The sequence below is a fragment of the Nocardia sp. NPDC058244 genome, from assembly GCF_042882065.1.
Lineage (GTDB): Bacteria > Actinomycetota > Actinomycetes > Mycobacteriales > Mycobacteriaceae > Nocardia.
In genome coordinates this window covers 74,685-93,270 of the sequence record NZ_JBHVWX010000001.1, presented here as the reverse complement: position 1 = coordinate 93,270, position 18,586 = coordinate 74,685, and the positions used below count along the sequence as shown (strand labels likewise).

Below are 18,586 nucleotides of genomic sequence, written 5' to 3'. Positions count from 1 at the left end.
CCTCGCGCCGGTCTTTCGCCGGGCTACAGGCTCTGGACGCAGACCACGACTTTGCGCTCGGGGTACTTGAAGCCCGAATCGGCGACGTCGGGGCAGTCGTCGACGCTGTCGGTGCCGGTCTTGATCGTGATGACCTTGACCGCCTCGGACCCGGACTCGGTGCACTCGATGCGCTTGGGCTCGTCGCCGCCGACATCCATGCAGCCGCCGACGACCCAGTCGATATCCAGGCACAGCGCGCCGGTCTCGATGCCGTTGAGGGTCTCGGCGTAGAAGTTGTCGCGGTCGCTGACGCAGCCGGTGCTGTTCTTGGCCTTGCCGATGACCTTGTAGTTCGACGACCGGCTGCCGCACGACGCCTTGGCGATGGTGGCGTCGTTGACGGTGCCACCGAGCGCGACGCAATCGCCGACATTGGCCTGGAAGTCGGTGTTGCCGCCCCGGGTCGAGGTCTGCGCGGGTTTGCTCGTGGTCGGCTTGCCCGAGGGTTTGGTGGTGGGTCCGGCGCTGCTGGTCGCCGGGACGACATCGATCGCGGGCTGCGCGTGGCCGTCGATGGTGCCACCGCATCCACTCGCGACGAAGGCGGTCACCGTGATGGCGACCGCGCCGACGAGCCGGCCGATGGACAGGTCTGCAAACACCTACTGTGAATACACCACCGGAGCCACCGGCGTCGACTCCATCCCGATGGTCGGGGTGCTGGGTTACCCTTGGGATTCCGGCCCCCCGGCCGTACCTGCATCAGGAGGTGAACCCGATGGTGGCAGCAACGGCGGGAGATTTCGGCCCCCTGACCCGGCCCGGCGGCACGCCGATCGCGGCGCCGCGCCAAATGCTGGTCGATCCCCGGTTCATCCGGCTGGCCGACCATTTCTTCGGACTCTTCCCGCAGCCCAGCCGTGGCGGCGGCGCGCTGGCCATCTATCTGGACGGCAGGCCGGTCGTCGACATCTGGGCGGGCTGGGCGGCCAAGGATCAGCGCTGGAACGGCGAGAACGTCGCGCTCACCTTCTCCACCGGCAAGGGCGTCGCGGCCACGGTCGTGCACCGGCTGGCCGAGCGCGGCCTGATCGACTACGAGGCGCCGGTCGCGCGCTACTGGCCGGAGTTCGCCGCGCACGGCAAGCGCGACATCACCGTCCGCGACGTGCTCTCGCACCGCGCGGGACTGCACCGCGTGCGCGGGCTGGTGCCGGGCCGCGAGGGCATCCTCGACTACGACAAGGTGGTCACCGCGCTCGCGGAGAGCCCGGCCGACCCGCGCCGCATCCGCACCTCGGGCTATCACGCGATCACCTTCGGCTGGCTGGTCGCCGAGATCGTGCAGCGGGTGACCGGCGAGCCGTTCACCACGGTGCTGGAGCGAGAAGTGGCGCAGCCGTTGGGAACCGACGAATTCTGGTTCCAGGTGCCCGCCGCGCAGCGGTATCGGATCGCCAAGATCTTCCCGCACCTGGCACCGCCGGGGATCCGCTGGAACACCGCGTCCTCGGTGCTGTCGTGGGTGCGGCCCGCGCGCGGACTCGCCGAGGCCGGCATGCCGGAGAGCTTCGACGAACTGGTGCGCGACCCCCGGGTGCACGACGCGGTGATGCCGGGCTGGAACGGCGTCTTCTCGGCCAGGGCGCTGGCCAGGCTGTACGGGGCCCTCGCCAACGGCGGTGTGGTGTACGCCGGCGACGCCGAGCACCGGCCCGCGCGTGGCGACGCGGCGGTGCGGTTCCTGCGTCCCGAGACGATCGAGGCCGCGAACGTGACCCAGCAGACCGACAGCCGCGATTACGTCCTCGGCCTGCCGCTGCGCTTCACCCTCGGCTATCACCGGCCGGTGCTGATGACCAAGCAGCAACCGCGACAGGCGTTCGGCCACTACGGAATCGGCGGCTCCGGTGCCTACGCCGACCCCGATCTGCGGATGTCGATCGCGTTCGTCACCAACCGGCTCGGCAACTCCTTCACCGCGCTCGGTGACGCGCGGCTGGCGAAGCTGTCGGCGATCGCCCAGGGCACGGTGCGCCGCCTGCGCGCCGAGCAGACCTAGGTGCCGGTTCGAACCGGCCGCGGGCGCGCGCCGTAGTAACGGGCATGACAGCGCTGAGCCCGGCACCCGCGACCCCTCGCTGGTCGGTGCTGCACGGCGTGGCGGCGGGCCGCGATTTCGAGGGCTACCTGCGACGACGCGCGGCACACAGCGATCCGTTCGCGGTCGGCTTCCCCGGCTTCCCGCCGGTGCTGTTCACCGGAACGGCCGAGGGCGCGCGCGAACTGTTCCGCGCGCCCGCCGCGCTGCTGACCCCGCCGCGGCCCAATCCGATCGAACCGATGGTCGGCGCCGCCTCGCTGATCCTCAGCTCCGGCGCGCGGCATCGCACCGATCGCGCGCTGCTGGCGCCCGCCCTGCACGGTCCGCGGGTGCGCGCGCTGGCCGGGGTGATCCGGGACGCGACGCTGCGCGAGATCGAGCACGGTTGCGGCACAGCGGGTTCCTGGCAGGTGGGCAGCCGGATCGACGCGCTCGACGCGGCACGGTCCATCACGCTGCGGGTCATCCTGGCGGCCGTGTACGGACCCGAGGTCGATCGTGCGCCCGAATACGCCGGTGCCGTCACCGATTTCCTCGCCGCCTTCACCACGCCGCTGCTCGTCGCGCCCGTATTACGCCGTGGCGTAGGCGGATTCGGTCCATGGGAGCGTTTCGTCGCCGCCCGCGCCCGGCTCGACCGGCTGATCCTGACCGATATCGCCCACCGTCGGCGCACCGGTCCCGGCTCGGGCGACCTGCTCGATCTGCTCCTGGCCACCCGCTACGACGACGGCAGCGCCCTCACCGACACCGAGCTGTGCGAGCAGCTGCGGACGCTGCTCGTGGCCGGTCACGAGACGACGGCCACCACCCTGACCTGGGCGCTCTATCACCTGCACCGCGAGCCGGGTCTGCTCGACCGGCTCACCACCGAACTGGCGACGGCCGGTGACGACCCCGCCGATCTCGCCACGCTGCCACTGCTCGGCGCGGTCTGCCAGGAGACGTTGCGCCTGCATCCGGCGGTCCCCATCGTGCTGCGCACGCTGACCGGACCGCTGCGCTGGCGCGGGGTCGACGTGACGGCCGGACAGACGATCGGCCTCGCCGTCGGCGTCCTGCACAGCGACCCGTCGACCTGGCCCGCGCCCCGACTGTTCCACCCCGACCGTTTCCTCGACCGCAAGTTCTCGCCGTTCGAGTACGCCCCGTTCGGCGGCGGACATCGCCGCTGCATCGGCGCCACGCTGGCCGAATACGAGCTCCGCATCGTGCTGGCAACCCTGTTGACCACGGTCGGCTTGGCCCTTGACCCCGCGCTGGCCCTGGGCGCCCGCCCCCGGACCGTGCCCCGGAATCTGGCCACCGCGCCGGATCGGCCGATCCGGTTCACCCGCGAACGGTAGTGAACCAGCTCATATCCCGTCACAGCGATGCCTCCTGCCTCGTCCAAGGTGTGTCCACCGCAATCGACGAGGAGTCGAGTCATGCAGTACAGCACCGTTTTCCCCCGGATCGCGCTGGTCGTCGCGGTCCTGTTCGGCACCATCGGCGTGGTCGCCGGGCCCGCGGCCGCCGCGCCGGAGGCACGGTTTCCGGGCGAGCTCGCGTCGAACTACGTGGAGACCGACCTGGCGAAGTTCCACTACGTCCGCGCGGGGTCGGGTACCCCGGTCGTGCTGATCGCGGGCGGTGGCCTGTGGGGCTACTCCTGGCGCGACGTGCTGCCCGCGCTGGCGGCCGAGCACACCGTCTACGCGGTGGATCTGCCCAGCCAGGGCTACACCGAAGCGCGCCGCCCAGACTTCGCCTACGACCTGCCCGCGATGTCGGCGGCGATCGCGAGTTTCCTCGACGCCGTCGGCCTCGACCGGGCCACCCTGGTCGGGCATTCGTGGGGTGGCGCCTGGAGCATGTACTTCGCCCAGGAGCACCCGGATCGGGTGGCGCGGCTGGTCCTGCTCGACGCACCGGGGCTGGATGCCGAGAAGGCACCGGTCACGCCGCTGTTCACGACACCGCTGCTCGGTGAGCTCGCCACCGAGCTCACCACGCGGTCGTTCTACGCCGAGAACATCCGCGCCACCTTCGCCCATCCGCGGCTGGTCACCGACGAGATCGTCGACGCGTACTACCTCCCGTTCGCGCGACCGGCGAACCGGGCCGGGTTCCTGGCGCTGTGGCGCAACCTCGACTACCGCGTCACCGATGCCGGGCTGCACCGGATCACCGCACCGACCCTGGTGCTGTGGGGTGGCGCCGACACCTGGCTCCCCGCCACCCAGGCCGGGGCGCTCGCCGCGCGGATCCCGGACGCGACCGCGCACGTCCTGCCCGGCTGCGGGCACGCCCTGCACGAGGATTGCCCGGCGCTGGCCGTGCCGCTGCTGAGCGACTTCCTGCGGTAGCGGCCCGCGATTCTCATATCAAAATCAAAAGTGGCCGAAATTAGATTTTGAGACAGCGGTAGACGGTCGCCCTGGATACCCCGAATCTGGTGGCGATCTCCGGCACCGCCAGCCCGTCCGCGTGCAGGGCCTTCGCCTGCTCGACGAGGTCGGCGGAGAGCTTGGCGGGGCGGCCACCGTTCCGGCCGCGGGCGGGTCCGCGCGGCCGGTCGGCGGCGGGCCCGCCAAGCAGCGCACGGGCGCCGTCGAGGATCAGCGGACGCAGCGTCGCCGCGGGCAGATCGCGGAACAGCAGGACCGGATCGGCGAGTCCCGCGACCGCCTGCGACGCGCGGACCCGCTCCTCGATATCGGCCGTAGGGCCCGCGACCAGCTCGTTGGCCAGCGCGATGGCGGTCCGGAACCGATCGGCGATCGGGGCCTGGACCAGCAGGGTCATGTCCTTGACGAGCATGGTCAGGGTGTGGCGGTGGCGCAGATGCACGTCCACGTAGCCCTCGATGGCCCGCCACCGCACGCGCTCGGGGTCGCCGCAGGTCTCGGCCGCGGCCAGCACCGCTTCCAGTTCGTCCAGCAGCGGCACCGTCAGCTGCCGCAGGATCGCGTCCTTGGCGTCGAAGTGGTAGTAGAGCGCGGCCTTGGTGATCCCGACCTCGTCGGCGATGGCCTGCATGGAGGTGGCCCGGTAGCCGCGCGCCGAGAACAGCGCGCCCGCCGCGTCCAGAATTCGCTGCGATGTCGTCAAAGTTACTTACCTATGGTCAGTAGACGGGGTAGATTGCCAACCACGGGTCAGTCTATTGCCACGGGGATGGTCACCATGGGAACCGAAATATCGTTCGACGTCGACGGCACCCGGTGCGCGGGTCGCCTCCATCTGCCCGCCGGCACGGACCGGGTCGCCTGCGTGGTGCTGTGCCACGGCTTCAGCGGCACCATGGACCGGCTGTTCGACTACGCCGAACGCTTCGCCGCCGCGGGGTTCGCGGCGCTGGTCTTCGACTATCGCGGTTTCGGCGCCAGTGCGGGCGAGCCGCGCCAGGTCCCCACCATCGACGGGCAGCTCGACGACCTGCGCGGCGCCGTCGCTTTCGCCCGCGCACACGCCCGCGTCGACCCCGATCGCGTTGCGCTGTGGGGTAATTCGCTCGGCGGCGCGCACGCGGTGACGGTGGCCGCCGGTGATCCACGGATCGCGGCGGTGGTCGCCCAGATCCCGTTCAACGGATTCCCGAAGAAGGTCGAGGGCAGATCCACCGCCGAGACCCTGCGGCTCCTCACGGCGATCGTCAGCGACGCCCTGCGCGGCGTGCTCGGCCTGCGACCGCACTACATCCCGATGGTCGGCGCGCCCGGCACGGTCGCCGTCACCACGACCGACGAGGCCGAACAGCACATCCACACGCTCACCGGCGGCGAGGACACGCTGTGGCGAAACAGCATCGCGCCCAGAGCCCTGCTGACGATGCTGACCCGCTATCGCCCGGCCGAGTCCGCGGCGCTCGTGCGCTGCCCCCTGCTGGTCTGCGCCGCCGCCGACGACCAGGAGACTCCACCGGACACCAGCCGCGCGCTGGCCGACCGCGCGCCCCTGGGTGAGCTGCGGGTCTACCCGGGCACCCATTTCAGCTTCTACACCGACCCGCTGCTCCGGGATCGGGTCGTCGGCGAGCAGATCGAGTTCCTGCGTTCCGCGGTCACGCAGCCCACCCGGAACTCCGGGGTGTGAGCGCCGATCCGACGCGAGCCAGTTCACAAGTGACCAGTGATTTCGATCACTCGGGGTTTGGGGCTCACAACCATGTGTTTCACCCGTCGCCGACATCACCGTCGCCGACTCGCCGCCGTGAGCGCGGCGTTTGACGAAAGCCGGTGTATAACAGCGCGTTATGTGACCTGGGACACAGAGTTGCCGGTCCGTTATCGCCGGGAAACGCGGCTGGCACGTTGTCACCCTGGGCGGGTAGGAATGGACGGTCAGGGTCGGGGCGTCGTTACCCCGTGGAGACCCGTTGCGGACTCCGCGTCAATCACGAAGATCTCGCGCCGCCGCAGGCGGAACGAGAGATGGAATGGACGAGAAACCTATGCACTACGAGGCAAATATGCAGCAATCGCGCTGGCTGCGCCGGGGCCTGCTGCTGTCGGCGGCAGTCGCGGCGGCGGGCGCTTTGATCGTCATGCCCGCGCAGGCCCAGCCGACCCTCCCGGGCTCCGGTTCCAGCCAGCCCGCGGTGAACGAGCCGGCGCCGCAGGCGCCGTTCGCCCCGCCGAACATCAACATCGCCGACGGCGAGACCGTCGGCGTCGCGCAGCCGATCATCATCAGCTTCAAGGAGCCGGTCGCCGACCGCGCCGCCGCCGAGAAGGCCATCAAGGTCACCTCGAGCCAGGCCGCGCCCGGCCACTTCTACTGGACCGGCGACAAGCAGGTGCGCTGGAAGCCGAACGAGTTCTGGCCAGCCAACACCGACGTCACCGTCGTGGCAGGCGGCACCACCAGCTCGTTCCGCATCGGTGACGCCTTCATCGCCAGCGTCGACGACAACACCAAGATGATCACCGTGACGGTGAACGGTGAGGTCGTCAAGGAGATGCCGACCTCGCTGGGCAAGAAGGGCTACGAGACCCCGAACGGCACCTACATCGTGGGCGAGCGGTTCGAGAAGATGACGATGGACTCGTCGACCTACGGCGTGCCGGTCACCGATCCCGAGGGCTACAAGCTCGAGGTGGAGTACGCGACCCGCATCTCCAACAGCGGCATCTTCGTGCACGCCGCGCCGTGGTCGGTCGGCCAGCAGGGCTACTCCAACGCCAGCCACGGCTGCCTGAACGTGAGCACCGAGAACGCCAAGTGGTTCCTGGAGAACTCGCGCCGGGGCGACGCCGTCGTCGTCACCAACACCCAGGGCGGCACCCTGAGTTCCGGTGACGGACTGGGCGACTGGAACTGATTCGCTGAACAAAAGCCGAACAATACGATCAATCGCGGTCGTGTTGTTCGGCTTTTTGCTGTACTCGCCCTTGTGCGCCCGATGTTCAGAGCTACGGCGGCCAGGGTTAACCGGCAGTTCGCCATGCGCCGTAAAACTGCCGCGGTGCGAAGCAGTCCAGAGCGGGTCCTCCCCGCGCCACGAGGCCGCGGGCTGAAAAGCCGCCCGTGGCAGGACTATGCGCTGTTCCTGGTCCTGGTCGTGCCGAACCTGGTGCTGCTGACGCTGTTCGTTTACCGGCCGCTGGCCGACAACATCCGGCTGTCGTTCACCGACTGGAACATCGCGGATCCTGTTGCCACTCCGATCGGTTTCGACAACTACGTCGAGTGGTGGGGGCGCGAGGACTCCTGGAAGGTCGTCTCCAACACGGTGATCTTCACCGTCGCCGCGGTCGTCGTGAGTATGGCGCTGGGACTGGCGCTGGCCCTGTTGCTCGACCGAAAACTGTTCGGACGCAATGTGGTTCGCTCGGCTATTTTCGCGCCGTTCGTTATCTCGGGCGCGGCGATCGGCGTGGCTTTCCAATTCATCTTCGATCCGAGTTTCGGTCTGGTACAAGATGTTCTGCACCGCGTCGGCGTCGACCGTGTTCCGGATTTCTATCAGGACCCACACTGGGCCCTGTTCATGGTGACGATCACTTACATCTGGAAGAACCTCGGCTATACCTTCGTCATCTATCTGGCCGCCCTGCAAGGCGTGCGCGCGGAGTTGATGGAAGCCGCCGAAATGGACGGCACGAGCCGCTGGACGACTTTCACCAAAGTGCTTCTGCCCCAGCTCCGTCCGACGACTTTCTTCCTGTCGATCACCGTGCTGCTCAACTCGCTGCAAGTCTTCGACATCATCAATGTGATGACCCGCGGCGGCCCGCTCGGTAACGGCACGACGACCATGGTCTTCCAGGTGTACGAGGAGTCGTTCCGCAATTTCCGGGCCGGCTACGGCGCCACCGTCGCGACCATCATGTTCGTGGTGCTGCTGGTGGTCACGCTGATCCAGGTGCGCGTGATGGATCGAGGCGAACGGTGAAACACGGAGGACCGCAGACACTCTCGTACCGCCGCCGGGAACGCGCCGTCACCGTGCTCGGTTACGCCGCGATGGTGTGCGTGCTCATCCTGGTCGGCGTCCCGCTGTTCTGGATCCTGATCACCTCGTTGAAGGACCGCGCCGACATCTACACCCAGCCCGCGGTGTACTGGCCGCACAGCTGGCACCCGGAGAACTACGGCGAGGCCACCACGACCGTGCCGTTCTGGACCTTCCTGCGCAACTCGCTGATCGTCACCGGCGTGGTGTCGGCGGTGAAGTTCGCGCTCGGCGTGTTCAGCGCGTACGGCCTGGTGTTCCTGCGCTTTCCCGGCAAGAACATCGTGTTCCTGGTGATCATCGCGGCACTGATGGTGCCCAACCAGATCACCGTCATCTCCAACTACGCGCTGATCGCGCAACTGGGCTGGCGCAACACCTTCCAGGGCATCATCATCCCGCTCTGCGGCGTCGCCTTCGGCACCTTCCTGATGCGCAACCACTTCCTGTCGCTGCCCGGTGAGGTCATCGAGGCGGCGCGGATGGACGGTGCGAACTGGTGGCGGCTGCTGACCAGGGTGGTGCTGCCGATGTCGGGACCGACCATGGTGGCGTTCGCGGTGGTCACGCTGGTCAACGAGTGGAACGAATACCTCTGGCCGTTCCTGATGGCCGATTCCGCCGAGGTCGCCACGCTGCCGGTGGGGCTGACCCTGCTGCAGAACACCGAGAACCCGTCGGTCACCAACTGGGGGCCGGTGATGGCGGGCACCGTGCTGACGATGCTGCCGATCCTCATCGTGTTCCTCGCCCTGCAACGTCACATGATCAAAGGCCTCACCTCCGGTGCGGTCAAGGGTTGATTCTCGAACAGGAGATCCACGTGTCCAGTCAACGATTCCCGGCGCTTAGCCGCCGCGGCTTCCTCGGCCTCACCGGCGCGGCCGCCGCGGGTCTGGCGCTCACCGCCTGCGCGGGCACCGGCGGCGGATCCGGTGACGGCGGCGACGCCAAGACCATCACCTTCTGGTCCAACCACCCCGGCACCTCCAAGGAGCTGGAGCTGGAGCTGATCAACCGGTTCCAGGCCAAGTACCCGGATCTCACGGTCAACCTGGTCGACGCGGGCAAGAACTACGAGGAGGTAGCGCAGAAGTTCAACGCCGCGCTCACCGGTGGTGACCTGCCCGACGTGGTCGTGCTCTCCGATGTCTGGTGGTTCAATTACGCGCTGACCAAGGCGATCGAGCCGCTGGACAGCCACTTCGGCGCCGCCGGGGTGCAGCTGAGCGACTACGTCGACTCGCTCGCCGCCGACTACCTGTTCGACGGCAAGCACTACGCGCTGCCGTATGCCCGCTCGACGCCGCTGTTCTATTACAACAAGGACGTGTGGGCGAAGGCCGGTCTGCCCGACCGCGGCCCGAACTCCTGGCAGGAGTTCGACGAGTGGGGCCCCAAGCTCCAGTCGGTCGTCGGCGCCGACAAGTTCGCGCACGCCTGGGGCGACGCCAAGAACTACCTCGGCTGGACCTTCCAGGGCCCGAACTGGACCTTCGGCGGCGCGTACTCCGATCAGTGGAAGCTGAAGTTCACCGATCCGGGCTCCATCGCCGCGGCCACCTACCTGCGCGAGTCGATCAATGTGAAGAAGTACGCGGCGATCCGCCCGCAGATCGCGGTCGACTTCGGCACCGGCGTCGCCGCTTCGACGATCGCTTCGACCGGTGATCTCAAGGGCATCAAGAAGAACGCCGACGGCAAGTTCGAGTTCGGTACCGCTTTCCTGCCGCACCCGAATGGTCCCGGCGTCACCACCGGCGGCGCCGGTCTGGCCATTCCGTCGCGGATCTCGGACGCGCGCAAGGCCAACGCCCTCAAGTTCATCGAGTTCATCACCAACGCGGCCAACACCGCGTACTTCACCCAGAACACCGGGTACATGCCGGTGCGCAAGTCGGCGGTGACCGACCCGTCCGAGGTCGACTTCCTGGCGAAGAACCCGAACTCCAAGGTCGCCATCGACCAGCTCTCGGTGGCCAAGTCGCAGGACTACGCCCGCGTGTTCGTGCCCGGCGCCGACCAGATCATCGGCACCGGCTACGAGCAGATCGGTCTGCAGAACGCCGATCCCGCGACCGTTCTCGCGAAGGTCGCCGCCGACGTGCAGGCGATCATCGACCGGCAGATCACGCCCAAGCTGCCGAAGTAGTCATCCCCGCGGGCCGGTGGTCGTGGCGACCACCGGCCCGCCTCGTTCGCAGGAGAATTCGCCATGGCGACAGTGCAGTTCGACGGTGTCACGCACCGCTATCCCGGTGCCGACACCCCCGCGGTCGACGCACTCGATCTCGACATCGCCGACGGCGAGTTCCTGGTGCTGGTCGGGCCGTCGGGCTGCGGCAAGTCGACCAGCCTGCGCATGCTGGCCGGCCTGGAATCGGTCGAGGAGGGGACCATCCGGATCGGCGACCGCGATGTCACCGGGCTGCCGCCGCGCGCCCGCGACGTGGCGATGGTGTTCCAGAGCTACGCGCTGTACCCGAACATGACCGTCGCCGAGAACATGGGCTTCGCGCTGCGCAACGCGGGAATGAGCAAGGCCGACACCCTCGTTCGGGTCAGGGAGGCCGCCGCCATGCTCGAGCTGGAGGCGCTGCTCGACCGCAAGCCGGCCAAGCTGTCCGGTGGTCAGCGGCAGCGCGTCGCCATGGGCCGCGCGATCGTGCGCCGCCCGCAGGTGTTCTGCATGGACGAGCCGCTGTCCAACCTCGACGCCAAGCTGCGGGTGAGCACCCGCTCCCAGATCGCCGCGCTGCAACAGCGGCTCGGCACCACCACGGTCTACGTCACCCACGACCAGGTCGAGGCGATGACCATGGGCCACCGCGTCGCGGTGCTGCGCGACGGCACCCTCCAGCAGATCGCCTCGCCGCGGCAGCTCTACGACGACCCGGTGAACACCTTCGTCGCCGGGTTCATCGGCTCGCCGGGCATGAACCTGCTCGAAGCGCCGGTCGTCGACGGTGCCGCCGTCCTCGACGGGCTGCGAATCCCGGTGCCGCGCGGTGTGTCCGGTGCCCGGGTGATCCTCGGCATCCGGCCCGAGTCCTGGGCGGTCACCACCGATCCCGAGGGCATCACCGTCGTCGCCGAACTGCTCGAGGAACTCGGCGCCGAATCCTTCGTCTACACCCACGGCGCTGGCACCGACTGGTCCACCCGCTCCGGCAAGATCGTCGTGCGCGTCGACCGCCGCTTCCGGACGACTCTCGGTGACACCCTGCACCTGCGGCCGAAACTCGACGAGGTGTTCTTCTTCGACGCGGCGACCGAAAACCGGGTGCGCTGAGGTCGACCGCTACGACAGACCGGCCGTGGTGCGGCGGCCGATCGCCGCGTCGAGGGCGCCGAGTTCGGCGAAGACGTCGGTGGCGGCCCAGACGCGGTTGCGTTTGGAATCGGAGACGACCTCGAGAATGCCGGCGTCGACGAGTCGTTCGATGGCCCGGTAGGTGGCCGAATCGGTGGTCGCGGTGAGCTTGTTCGCGACCGCGATCGTCAGGATCGGGTGCTCGAGCAGGTTCGCGAGCAGGGCCTCGTCGGCGGAGCCGCCGCGCGGGCGGGCGCGGTCGCGCCAGCGCTGGGGGAGCGCGGCCAGGGCGCGGGCGGAGTCGATGGCGGCCTCGCTGGCGTACACCGCCGCGAGCGCCAGGTACACGACGAACTCGTCGGCGGCGCCACCCCGGTAGGCATCCAGCTGCGCGAAGTAGCGCGAGGAGTCGGCGAGCATGACCGAGGAGAAGGGCACCGTCACCCGATCGGTCAGCCCGCGCCTGCGCAGAATCGCGCTCACCAGCGCGCGGCCGATCCGGCCGTTGCCGCTGACGAACGGGTGGATCGAGACGAACTGCGCGTGCGCGATCGCGGCCTGCACGAGGATCGGCAGGTCACCGCGCGCGACGAAGGCGAGCAGGTCGGCCACCAATTCGGGCACCAGTTCCGGTGGCGGGGGGACATACAGCGCGTGCAGCGGGGTGTAGTCGCTCCCGCCGATCCAGGTCTGCGCCGTGCGGAAGCGGCCCGCCTTCTCCCACTCCGGGGCGATCAGCACGCGGTGGGCGCTGAGCAGGTTCGCCTCGGTGATCCGGCCGGTGGCCCCCGCGTCGACCAGGCCGGCCAGGCTGCGCACCGCACTCACCTGTGCCTCCGCCTCGGGCCGGGTCGCCGCGCCACCGAAGGCTTTGCCGAACGCTCGCCAGCCGGCGTCGACGTGCTCGATCCGCGACGACGCGACCGCCTCGGCGCGCAGCAGGAATTCGCGCAGCGACGTCGAATACTGGCCCTGGCCCGCTTCGAGATGGGTCACCGCGATCAGCGCGGCCTCACTGGCCGATGTCGTTCGCCGGGAATCGAAGTCGAGATCGGCGATGCGCGGCGGGATGGATACCGCCACCGACTCGGGCGCGGGGCCGGCTCGCGATCCGTCGCGCGCCGTCCAGGGACGCTGCTCGACATGATGAGCAGGCCAATTCATGAGCTATTACTGTACTTTCACTATCCAGAACGCGACTACTTCAGTGACTATCCGCGTTTGCGGTTGCCGACGCCACCAATGAGATGGCTACTCGCTGTTGGCATGTCAAGGCTGGATGGGTGTCGTGCGGGCGCGGGCGACCGCCTCGGCGATGCCGCCGCGGAAGGGGAGGCCGTGACCGGGCAGGACCAGCTCGGCCGGGACGGACTCGAGGGTGGTGAGCGCGGCCAGCGTGGCGGGGGTGGAGTGGTTGAAGAAGCTCGGAAGTAGCTGCGGACCCACCGTTTTCGAGGTCGGATGCGCGGTGACGAGGGTGTCGCCGGTCGCGATGGCACCCGCCGCCGGGAGGTGGAAGGCCGAGTGGCCCGAGGTGTGCCCAGGACAGGCGATCGGGACCGGGTTGCCCGGAAAGTCCAGCGCCCCCTCGGCGGGGAAGGGCTGGATGTGCGCGACGGTGTTCTTGCGCAAGCCGCCCGCGGCGGTGATCCGCGCGGCCCACCCGATCGTGGCGCGATCGTTGAGCCGCTTGATCACATCCAGCGGAGTGGCCGACTCATGACACTCCCCCCGCGCATGCCGCACCTCGACGGCACTGGTGTACGCGGGAATCCCGTACCGCCGGTGCAGATGATTCAGCGCCCCGACATGATCGAGATGAGCGTGCGTGAGCAGCACCGCCACGATGTCCTCCGGCCGATGCCCGAGCTTCCGCACCACCCGCTCGATCACCCCGGCATCCCCCAGCCAGCCGGCATCGATCAGCGTGAGGTCCCGCCCGTCCCGCAGCAGCACCATATTCACATCGGTGCCCCGAATGGTGAACACCTCGTCACCAACTTGCTGGTAGCGCACTGTATCTCCGTCGTCTCGGCTCCGCGATCAGACTATCCGGCCACCCACCAGCGCACCGAGATCGACGGTCAGGGGGAACGGGGTGGTCACCGCGACCGACCCCGTCGCCCGCGGGGTGATCCGGTATTCGCCGTCGTCCAGGGTGTACACCGTCAGCCCCACCGCGGCGGGGTCGAGGATATCGATGACCCAGTAGTGGCCGATCGCGTTCGCCGCGTACTCACCCGCCTTGATGGCGTAGTCGCGCACCGCCGACTCCCCGGAGGTCGCGATCTCGATCGCCACCACGATCTGGTCGGCACGGACTCGCTGCTGCTCGCCCACCTCGACACTCGCGACAACCACATCCGGAACCCGACGGGGCGAGCGCCCGACCAGTTCGGCCTCCAGCTCGGCGAACGCTTCCAGCCCCGCGGGCAGCTGACTGTCGAGCTGGCCGAGCAGACGCTTGATGGCGCGGCTGTGCGGAGCCGCCGGACGCGCGTTCACGAGCAGGAAACCATCCTCGATCTCGTAGCGATGAGTCGTATCGATCGGCAGCGCGTCGAACTCCGCGGCCGTGATCGGCCGCCCGCCCGCTGTCGACGCCGTCTCCACCATCGTCTTCACCTCGTCTCCTCAGCCGCGATGCGTCGAGAGCCCCATCATCGCACCTGGTGGGCGGACCGGGCCGCTACCAGATCGTCACGCGTTCGGCGGGGGACAGGTAGAGGGTGTCGGTGGGGGTGACGTCGAAGGCTTCGTAGAAGCTGTCGATGTTGCGGACGACGGCGTTGCAGCGGAACTCCGGTGGGGAGTGGGGGTCGACGGCGAGGCGGCGGATGGCTTCCTCGGGGCGGGCCTTGGTGCGCCAGACCTGGGCCCAGCCGTAGAAGACGCGCTGCAGGCCGGTGAGGCCGTCGATGATCGGGGGTTCGGTGCCGTCGAGGGAGATCTTGTAGGCGGCCAGGGCGATCGACAGGCCGCCGAGGTCGCCGATGTTCTCGCCGATGGTGAACTCGCCGTTGACCTTGTGCTCGTCGGCCAGGTCGGCCGGGGAGAGCACGCTGTACTGGTCGATCAGCGCCTTGGTGCGCTTGCCGAACTCGGCGCGGTCGGCGTCGGTCCACCAGTCCTTCATGTTGCCGTCGCCGTCGTACTTGGCGCCCTGATCGTCGAAACCGTGGCCGATCTCGTGGCCGATCACCGCGCCGATACCGCCGTAGTTGGCGGCGTCGTCGGCGTTCATGTCGAAGAACGGCGGCTGCAGGATCGCGGCCGGGAAGACGATCTCGTTCATGCCGGGGTTGTAGTAGGCGTTGACCGTCTGCGGGGTCATGAACCACTCGCCGCGGTCCACCTCACCGCCCAGTTTGCCCAGATCACGGTCGTGATCGGCGGCATAGCCGCGACGGTAGTTGCCGACCAGGTCGGCCGGGTCGACCTCGACCGCGGAGTAGTCGCGCCAGGCATCGGGGTAGCCGATCTTGGGGGTGAACTTCTCCAGCTTGGTGAGCGCGGCGGCGCGGGTGTCCTGGCCCATCCACTCCAGGTCGGTGATGTTGCGGCGGTAGGCCTCCTGCAGGTTGGCCACCAGCTCGACCATCCGGGCCTTGGCCTGCGGCGGGAAGTGCTCGGCCACATACAGTTTGCCGACGGCCTCGCCCAGCAGCTCCTGCACCAGCGAGACACCGCGCTTCCAGCGCTCGCGGTTCTCCTGCGCGCCGGTGAGGGTGCGGCCGTAGAAGTCGAAGTTCTCCGCGACGATCTCGTCGGTCAGGTAGGGCGCCCTGGCGCGCAGCACCTGCGCGACGGCCCAGTCCCGCCAATCCGCCTGCGGCACCGCGGCCCACGCCTGCGCGAAGGCCCGGACGTAGTCGGGCTGACGCACCACGAGTTCGGCGAACAGCTCGGTGCCGCTCCGGCCGAGACCGGACGCGACGGCGTCCACCCAGGCGGCCCAGTCGAATTCGGGGTTCGCGGCGGCCAGGTCGGCGAAAGTGGTGAGGTTGTAGCTCTTCTCGGCATCGCGGCGGCGCACCACGTCCCAGTGGCCGGCGGCCAGGGTGCGTTCCAGCTCGAACACGCGGCGGGCCGCGTCGGCCGGATCGGCGGGGACCAGGCCGGCCAGCGCCGGATCGGCGGCGGCGATGGTGAACATCTTCGCGAGATGGGCCTGGTAGGCGGCGCGGATCTCGGCGAATTCGTCGGAGCGGTAGTACGACTCGTCCGGCAGGCCGATACCCGACTGGGTGGCGTGCACCAGGTAGCGGGTGGAGTCCTTGTCGTCGGTGTCGACGTAGTAGCCGAGCGCGCCGCGCACACCGGTGCGCTGCAGGCGGCCGAGCAGCGCGGCGAACGCGCTCGGTCCGTCGACCTCGGCGATCTCGCGCAGTTCGGCGGCGATCGGGGTGAGACCGGCCGCGGTCACGGCGTCGGTGTCCATGAAGCTGGAGTACAGGTCACCGATCTTGCGGGCGTCGGCGTCGTCGGACGCGTTCGCCGCGCTGTCCTGGATGATCGCCTGCACGTCGAGCTCGGCCTGGTCGTACAACGTCCGGAAGGCGCCGTCCACCGCGCGGTCGGCCGGGATCTCGTACCCGGCCAGCCACTGCCCGTTGACGTGCGCGAACAAGTCGTCCTGGACCCGCACCTCCTGGTCGCGGAAGGACAGATCGATACCGGAGGGACTGATCGGATCGGAAGTCACGCGCTCCAGTATGCCGACAACCGCCGACGCGTGCGGCGGCCTCGGACGAGGCCGGGCCGCGCACCGGCGCCTGCTTCAGGCGCAGACGAACTCGTCGTCGCGGACACCGGCCACGAAGGCCTGCCATTCACCGGCGGTGAAACGGAGCAGGACGTCGTCGTGGCGGAGGGTGGCCGAGCCGTCGGGGGCGACCTGGGCGACCAGGTCGGGGTGGCGGCGGGTGCTGAGCAGGCAGTGCAGGAACGCGGTCCACAGGGCGGTCTCGACGGTGATGATCGGCTCGTCGAGGCCGGCGTTGTACGGATCGCGACGGAATTTGCTGTCGCGTATCTGGACGATGTCGCCGTCGAATCGGACCTCGACACACTGGTTACCGTTGTTGGAGCGTGACGAAGTGAACCAGCCGTGATCGGCCGGGCGGCGACGAGCGGTGGTGGACATACCCCGAATCTTACACGCTGGCATAGTCCCTGATCAGGGCGAGAGATTCGGCGCGGGAAAGGGATTGCTCCCTGGCGCGCACGTAGGCGAAGCCCAGATCGCGCACCTGCTCGGCATCGTCGACCGGGCCACCGAAGACGGCACTCTCGGCCCACGCGAAGGTAGGTAGCTGATCGCTTGCGAAGTCGATCAGATGGAAGCTGGAACCACCGAGCACCGCCCCTTCGGGAGCGCTGAACGGGATCACGCGCACGTCGACGGTGTCCAGTTCACGCATCAGCTCCACCAGGTGCCGCAACTGCCCCCGCAGCACCTCGGCGCCGCCGGTCTGCTGACGCAGCGTCGCCTCGCCGAGAACCGCGGTGAGCTCGAGCGGCTCCGGCCCGCGCAGCCGCTGCTGGCGGCGCAACCGGATCGCGACCAACTGGTCCACCTGGACCGGCCGGATCATCACATCGGCGCTGATCAGGGCACGGGCATAGGCCTCGGTCTGTAACAGGCCGGGCACGAGCAGGCTGTCGTAGCTGCGGATGCTCTGCGCGCCCGCCTCCATGCCGTAGAGGCGTTGCAGTTCGGGACCGATCAGCGCCGAGGCCGTGGTCCACCAGCCGCGCTGCTTGCTGGTCTCGAGCAGCGCGAGCAGTTCGGCGCGTTCGTCGGCGGTGACATCGAGGACGTCGAGGACCGGTTCGATGGTGGTCCGGGTGAGGACCCGCCTGCCCTTCTCCACATGCGACCAGTTGGCCGGGGTGAAACCGACGCGACGGGCGAACCCGGCCGAGTCGAAGCCGCGCTGCTCACGCAGTTCGCGCAGGCGCAGCACCAGTTCCCAGCGCGCGGCGGTCGGCGAAACGGGGGACATGTCCGAATATGCTACGCCGACAGACACGCCAGCTACTGACTATTGTCAGCGTGGTTGTGCGGGATTACGCTGTGTAGAACGGCAATTTTCCCTTAGGTCCTGCCGTTATGAAAAAGTTTCCCGCTCCACCCGTTCGTGATGAAACGCTCCCATCCAGTCGAGCGAATCCACAGCTACATCGAGTCAGCGTCGACAGAGACGAGGTCGTGATGAGCACGTCGCGCACAGATGACAAAGGCGGGTATACCGCGGCCGAGGAGTACTCGGCCACCCAGGATGCGCTGGCGCGCTGCCGTCACTACCGCAAGCACAACGGGCTCTACGGTGTGGTCGACTCGACGCTGGGCCGGATCATGCTCGAGATCGGGGCGGTCGGGGCGGTGGTCATGCCGTCGACGCTGGGGGAGCGGGTACGCGGGCTGCTGATCGGCCGCGGACAGCGCTGCGGGCCGATCATCGCCCATCCCCGCTCCGGCCGCTGGACCTTCCTGACCGGCCCCACCGACAATTCCTATCTGGACACCGTGCTGTTCGCCGACCTGTTCCGGGTGTGCGCCTCGGTGGCCTTACCCGGCAGCGAGATCGTGCTGCCCTCGCCGGCCGACGAACGCAGCGGCTACCGCACCTGGATGCAGGAACCCGACGGCGACTACCGGCCCGACTTCGCCCAGATCGTCGCCGCCACCCGCACGAACGCCAGGTCGGCGGCGCTGCTGCGGGAGCCCGGCTCGGCCTGAGCC

The 18,586-nt window shown here is 68.7% G+C and carries 18 protein-coding genes; 10 read left to right on the top strand and 8 right to left on the bottom strand.

Annotated elements, in window-relative coordinates:
• Positions 1-23: 23 nt before the first annotated feature.
• Complete coding sequence (locus tag ACFVW6_RS00430; RefSeq protein ID WP_355275283.1) at positions 24-644, bottom strand: hypothetical protein; 621 nt, start codon at positions 642-644, stop codon at positions 24-26.
• A 191-nt stretch (positions 645-835) separates the two neighbouring features.
• Here ACFVW6_RS00430 and ACFVW6_RS00425 point away from each other — a divergent pair, with 191 nt between their 5' ends.
• The 3 genes from ACFVW6_RS00425 to ACFVW6_RS00415 all read left to right on the top strand — a co-directional run bounded on the left by ACFVW6_RS00425 (position 836) and on the right by ACFVW6_RS00415 (position 4,434).
• Entirely contained in the window at positions 836-2,044 is a 1,209-nt protein-coding gene (locus tag ACFVW6_RS00425) for a serine hydrolase domain-containing protein (RefSeq protein WP_378825650.1), read from the top strand.
• A 44-nt stretch (positions 2,045-2,088) separates the two neighbouring features.
• On the top strand, positions 2,089-3,432 hold the full coding sequence (locus ACFVW6_RS00420; protein WP_378824474.1) for a cytochrome P450: 1,344 nt from the start codon (positions 2,089-2,091) through the stop codon (positions 3,430-3,432).
• A gap of 81 nt (positions 3,433-3,513) precedes the next feature.
• Positions 3,514-4,434 carry an alpha/beta fold hydrolase gene (locus ACFVW6_RS00415; protein WP_378824477.1) on the top strand — a complete coding sequence of 307 codons (921 nt, stop codon included), beginning with the start codon at positions 3,514-3,516 and terminating at the stop codon, positions 4,432-4,434.
• Positions 4,435-4,474: 40 nt separating this feature from the next.
• Here ACFVW6_RS00415 and ACFVW6_RS00410 read toward each other — a convergent pair whose 3' ends face one another.
• Entirely contained in the window at positions 4,475-5,179 is a 705-nt protein-coding gene (locus tag ACFVW6_RS00410; RefSeq protein WP_378824479.1) for a TetR family transcriptional regulator, read from the bottom strand.
• A gap of 75 nt (positions 5,180-5,254) precedes the next feature.
• On the opposite strand from ACFVW6_RS00410, the gene ACFVW6_RS00405 reads away from it, so the two are divergent.
• From ACFVW6_RS00405 to ACFVW6_RS00380, 6 genes are all read left to right on the top strand, one after another.
• Positions 5,255-6,163, top strand: coding sequence for an alpha/beta hydrolase (locus tag ACFVW6_RS00405; RefSeq protein WP_378824481.1), 909 nt, complete (start codon positions 5,255-5,257; stop codon positions 6,161-6,163).
• Positions 6,164-6,506: 343 nt separating this feature from the next.
• Positions 6,507-7,391 (top strand): L,D-transpeptidase, encoded by an 885-nt coding sequence (locus ACFVW6_RS00400; protein ID WP_378824483.1) that lies wholly within the window; start codon positions 6,507-6,509, stop codon positions 7,389-7,391.
• 123 nt (positions 7,392-7,514) lie between these two features.
• Positions 7,515-8,465, top strand: a complete 951-nt coding sequence (locus ACFVW6_RS00395) for a carbohydrate ABC transporter permease (RefSeq protein ID WP_378825653.1) — start codon at positions 7,515-7,517, stop codon at positions 8,463-8,465.
• 71 nt (positions 8,466-8,536) lie between these two features.
• Positions 8,537-9,328 carry a carbohydrate ABC transporter permease gene (locus ACFVW6_RS00390; RefSeq protein WP_355275449.1) on the top strand — a complete coding sequence of 264 codons (792 nt, stop codon included), beginning with the start codon at positions 8,537-8,539 and terminating at the stop codon, positions 9,326-9,328.
• Positions 9,329-9,348: 20 nt separating this feature from the next.
• Positions 9,349-10,677: an ABC transporter substrate-binding protein gene (locus ACFVW6_RS00385; RefSeq protein ID WP_378824485.1), complete on the top strand. Its 1,329-nt coding sequence runs from the start codon at positions 9,349-9,351 to the stop codon at positions 10,675-10,677.
• A gap of 63 nt (positions 10,678-10,740) precedes the next feature.
• Positions 10,741-11,817 (top strand): ABC transporter ATP-binding protein, encoded by a 1,077-nt coding sequence (locus ACFVW6_RS00380; protein WP_378824487.1) that lies wholly within the window; start codon positions 10,741-10,743, stop codon positions 11,815-11,817.
• Positions 11,818-11,826: 9 nt separating this feature from the next.
• On the opposite strand, the gene ACFVW6_RS00375 is transcribed toward ACFVW6_RS00380, so the two are convergent.
• The 6 genes from ACFVW6_RS00375 to ACFVW6_RS00350 form a co-directional block, all read right to left on the bottom strand.
• Entirely contained in the window at positions 11,827-13,002 is a 1,176-nt protein-coding gene (locus ACFVW6_RS00375) for a Fic family protein (RefSeq protein WP_378824489.1), read from the bottom strand.
• A 105-nt stretch (positions 13,003-13,107) separates the two neighbouring features.
• Positions 13,108-13,827: an MBL fold metallo-hydrolase gene (locus ACFVW6_RS00370; protein WP_378824492.1), complete on the bottom strand. Its 720-nt coding sequence runs from the start codon at positions 13,825-13,827 to the stop codon at positions 13,108-13,110.
• A gap of 54 nt (positions 13,828-13,881) precedes the next feature.
• The gene (locus ACFVW6_RS00365; RefSeq protein WP_378825655.1) at positions 13,882-14,454 is read right to left on the bottom strand and encodes a Uma2 family endonuclease; all 573 of its coding nucleotides are present in this window, start codon (positions 14,452-14,454) and stop codon (positions 13,882-13,884) included.
• A 73-nt stretch (positions 14,455-14,527) separates the two neighbouring features.
• Complete coding sequence (locus ACFVW6_RS00360) at positions 14,528-16,543, bottom strand: M13 family metallopeptidase (protein WP_378824494.1); 2,016 nt, start codon at positions 16,541-16,543, stop codon at positions 14,528-14,530.
• A 75-nt stretch (positions 16,544-16,618) separates the two neighbouring features.
• Positions 16,619-16,984, bottom strand: coding sequence for a DUF397 domain-containing protein (locus ACFVW6_RS00355; protein ID WP_378824496.1), 366 nt, complete (start codon positions 16,982-16,984; stop codon positions 16,619-16,621).
• Positions 16,985-16,994: 10 nt separating this feature from the next.
• Positions 16,995-17,846: a helix-turn-helix transcriptional regulator gene (locus tag ACFVW6_RS00350; protein WP_357341895.1), complete on the bottom strand. Its 852-nt coding sequence runs from the start codon at positions 17,844-17,846 to the stop codon at positions 16,995-16,997.
• 209 nt (positions 17,847-18,055) lie between these two features.
• Between ACFVW6_RS00350 and ACFVW6_RS00345 the strand changes: the two genes are divergently transcribed.
• A complete protein-coding gene (locus ACFVW6_RS00345; RefSeq protein WP_218722251.1) occupies positions 18,056-18,583 on the top strand; it encodes a hypothetical protein in 528 nt (175 codons plus the stop codon).
• The last annotated feature ends 3 nt before the right edge of the window (positions 18,584-18,586 follow it).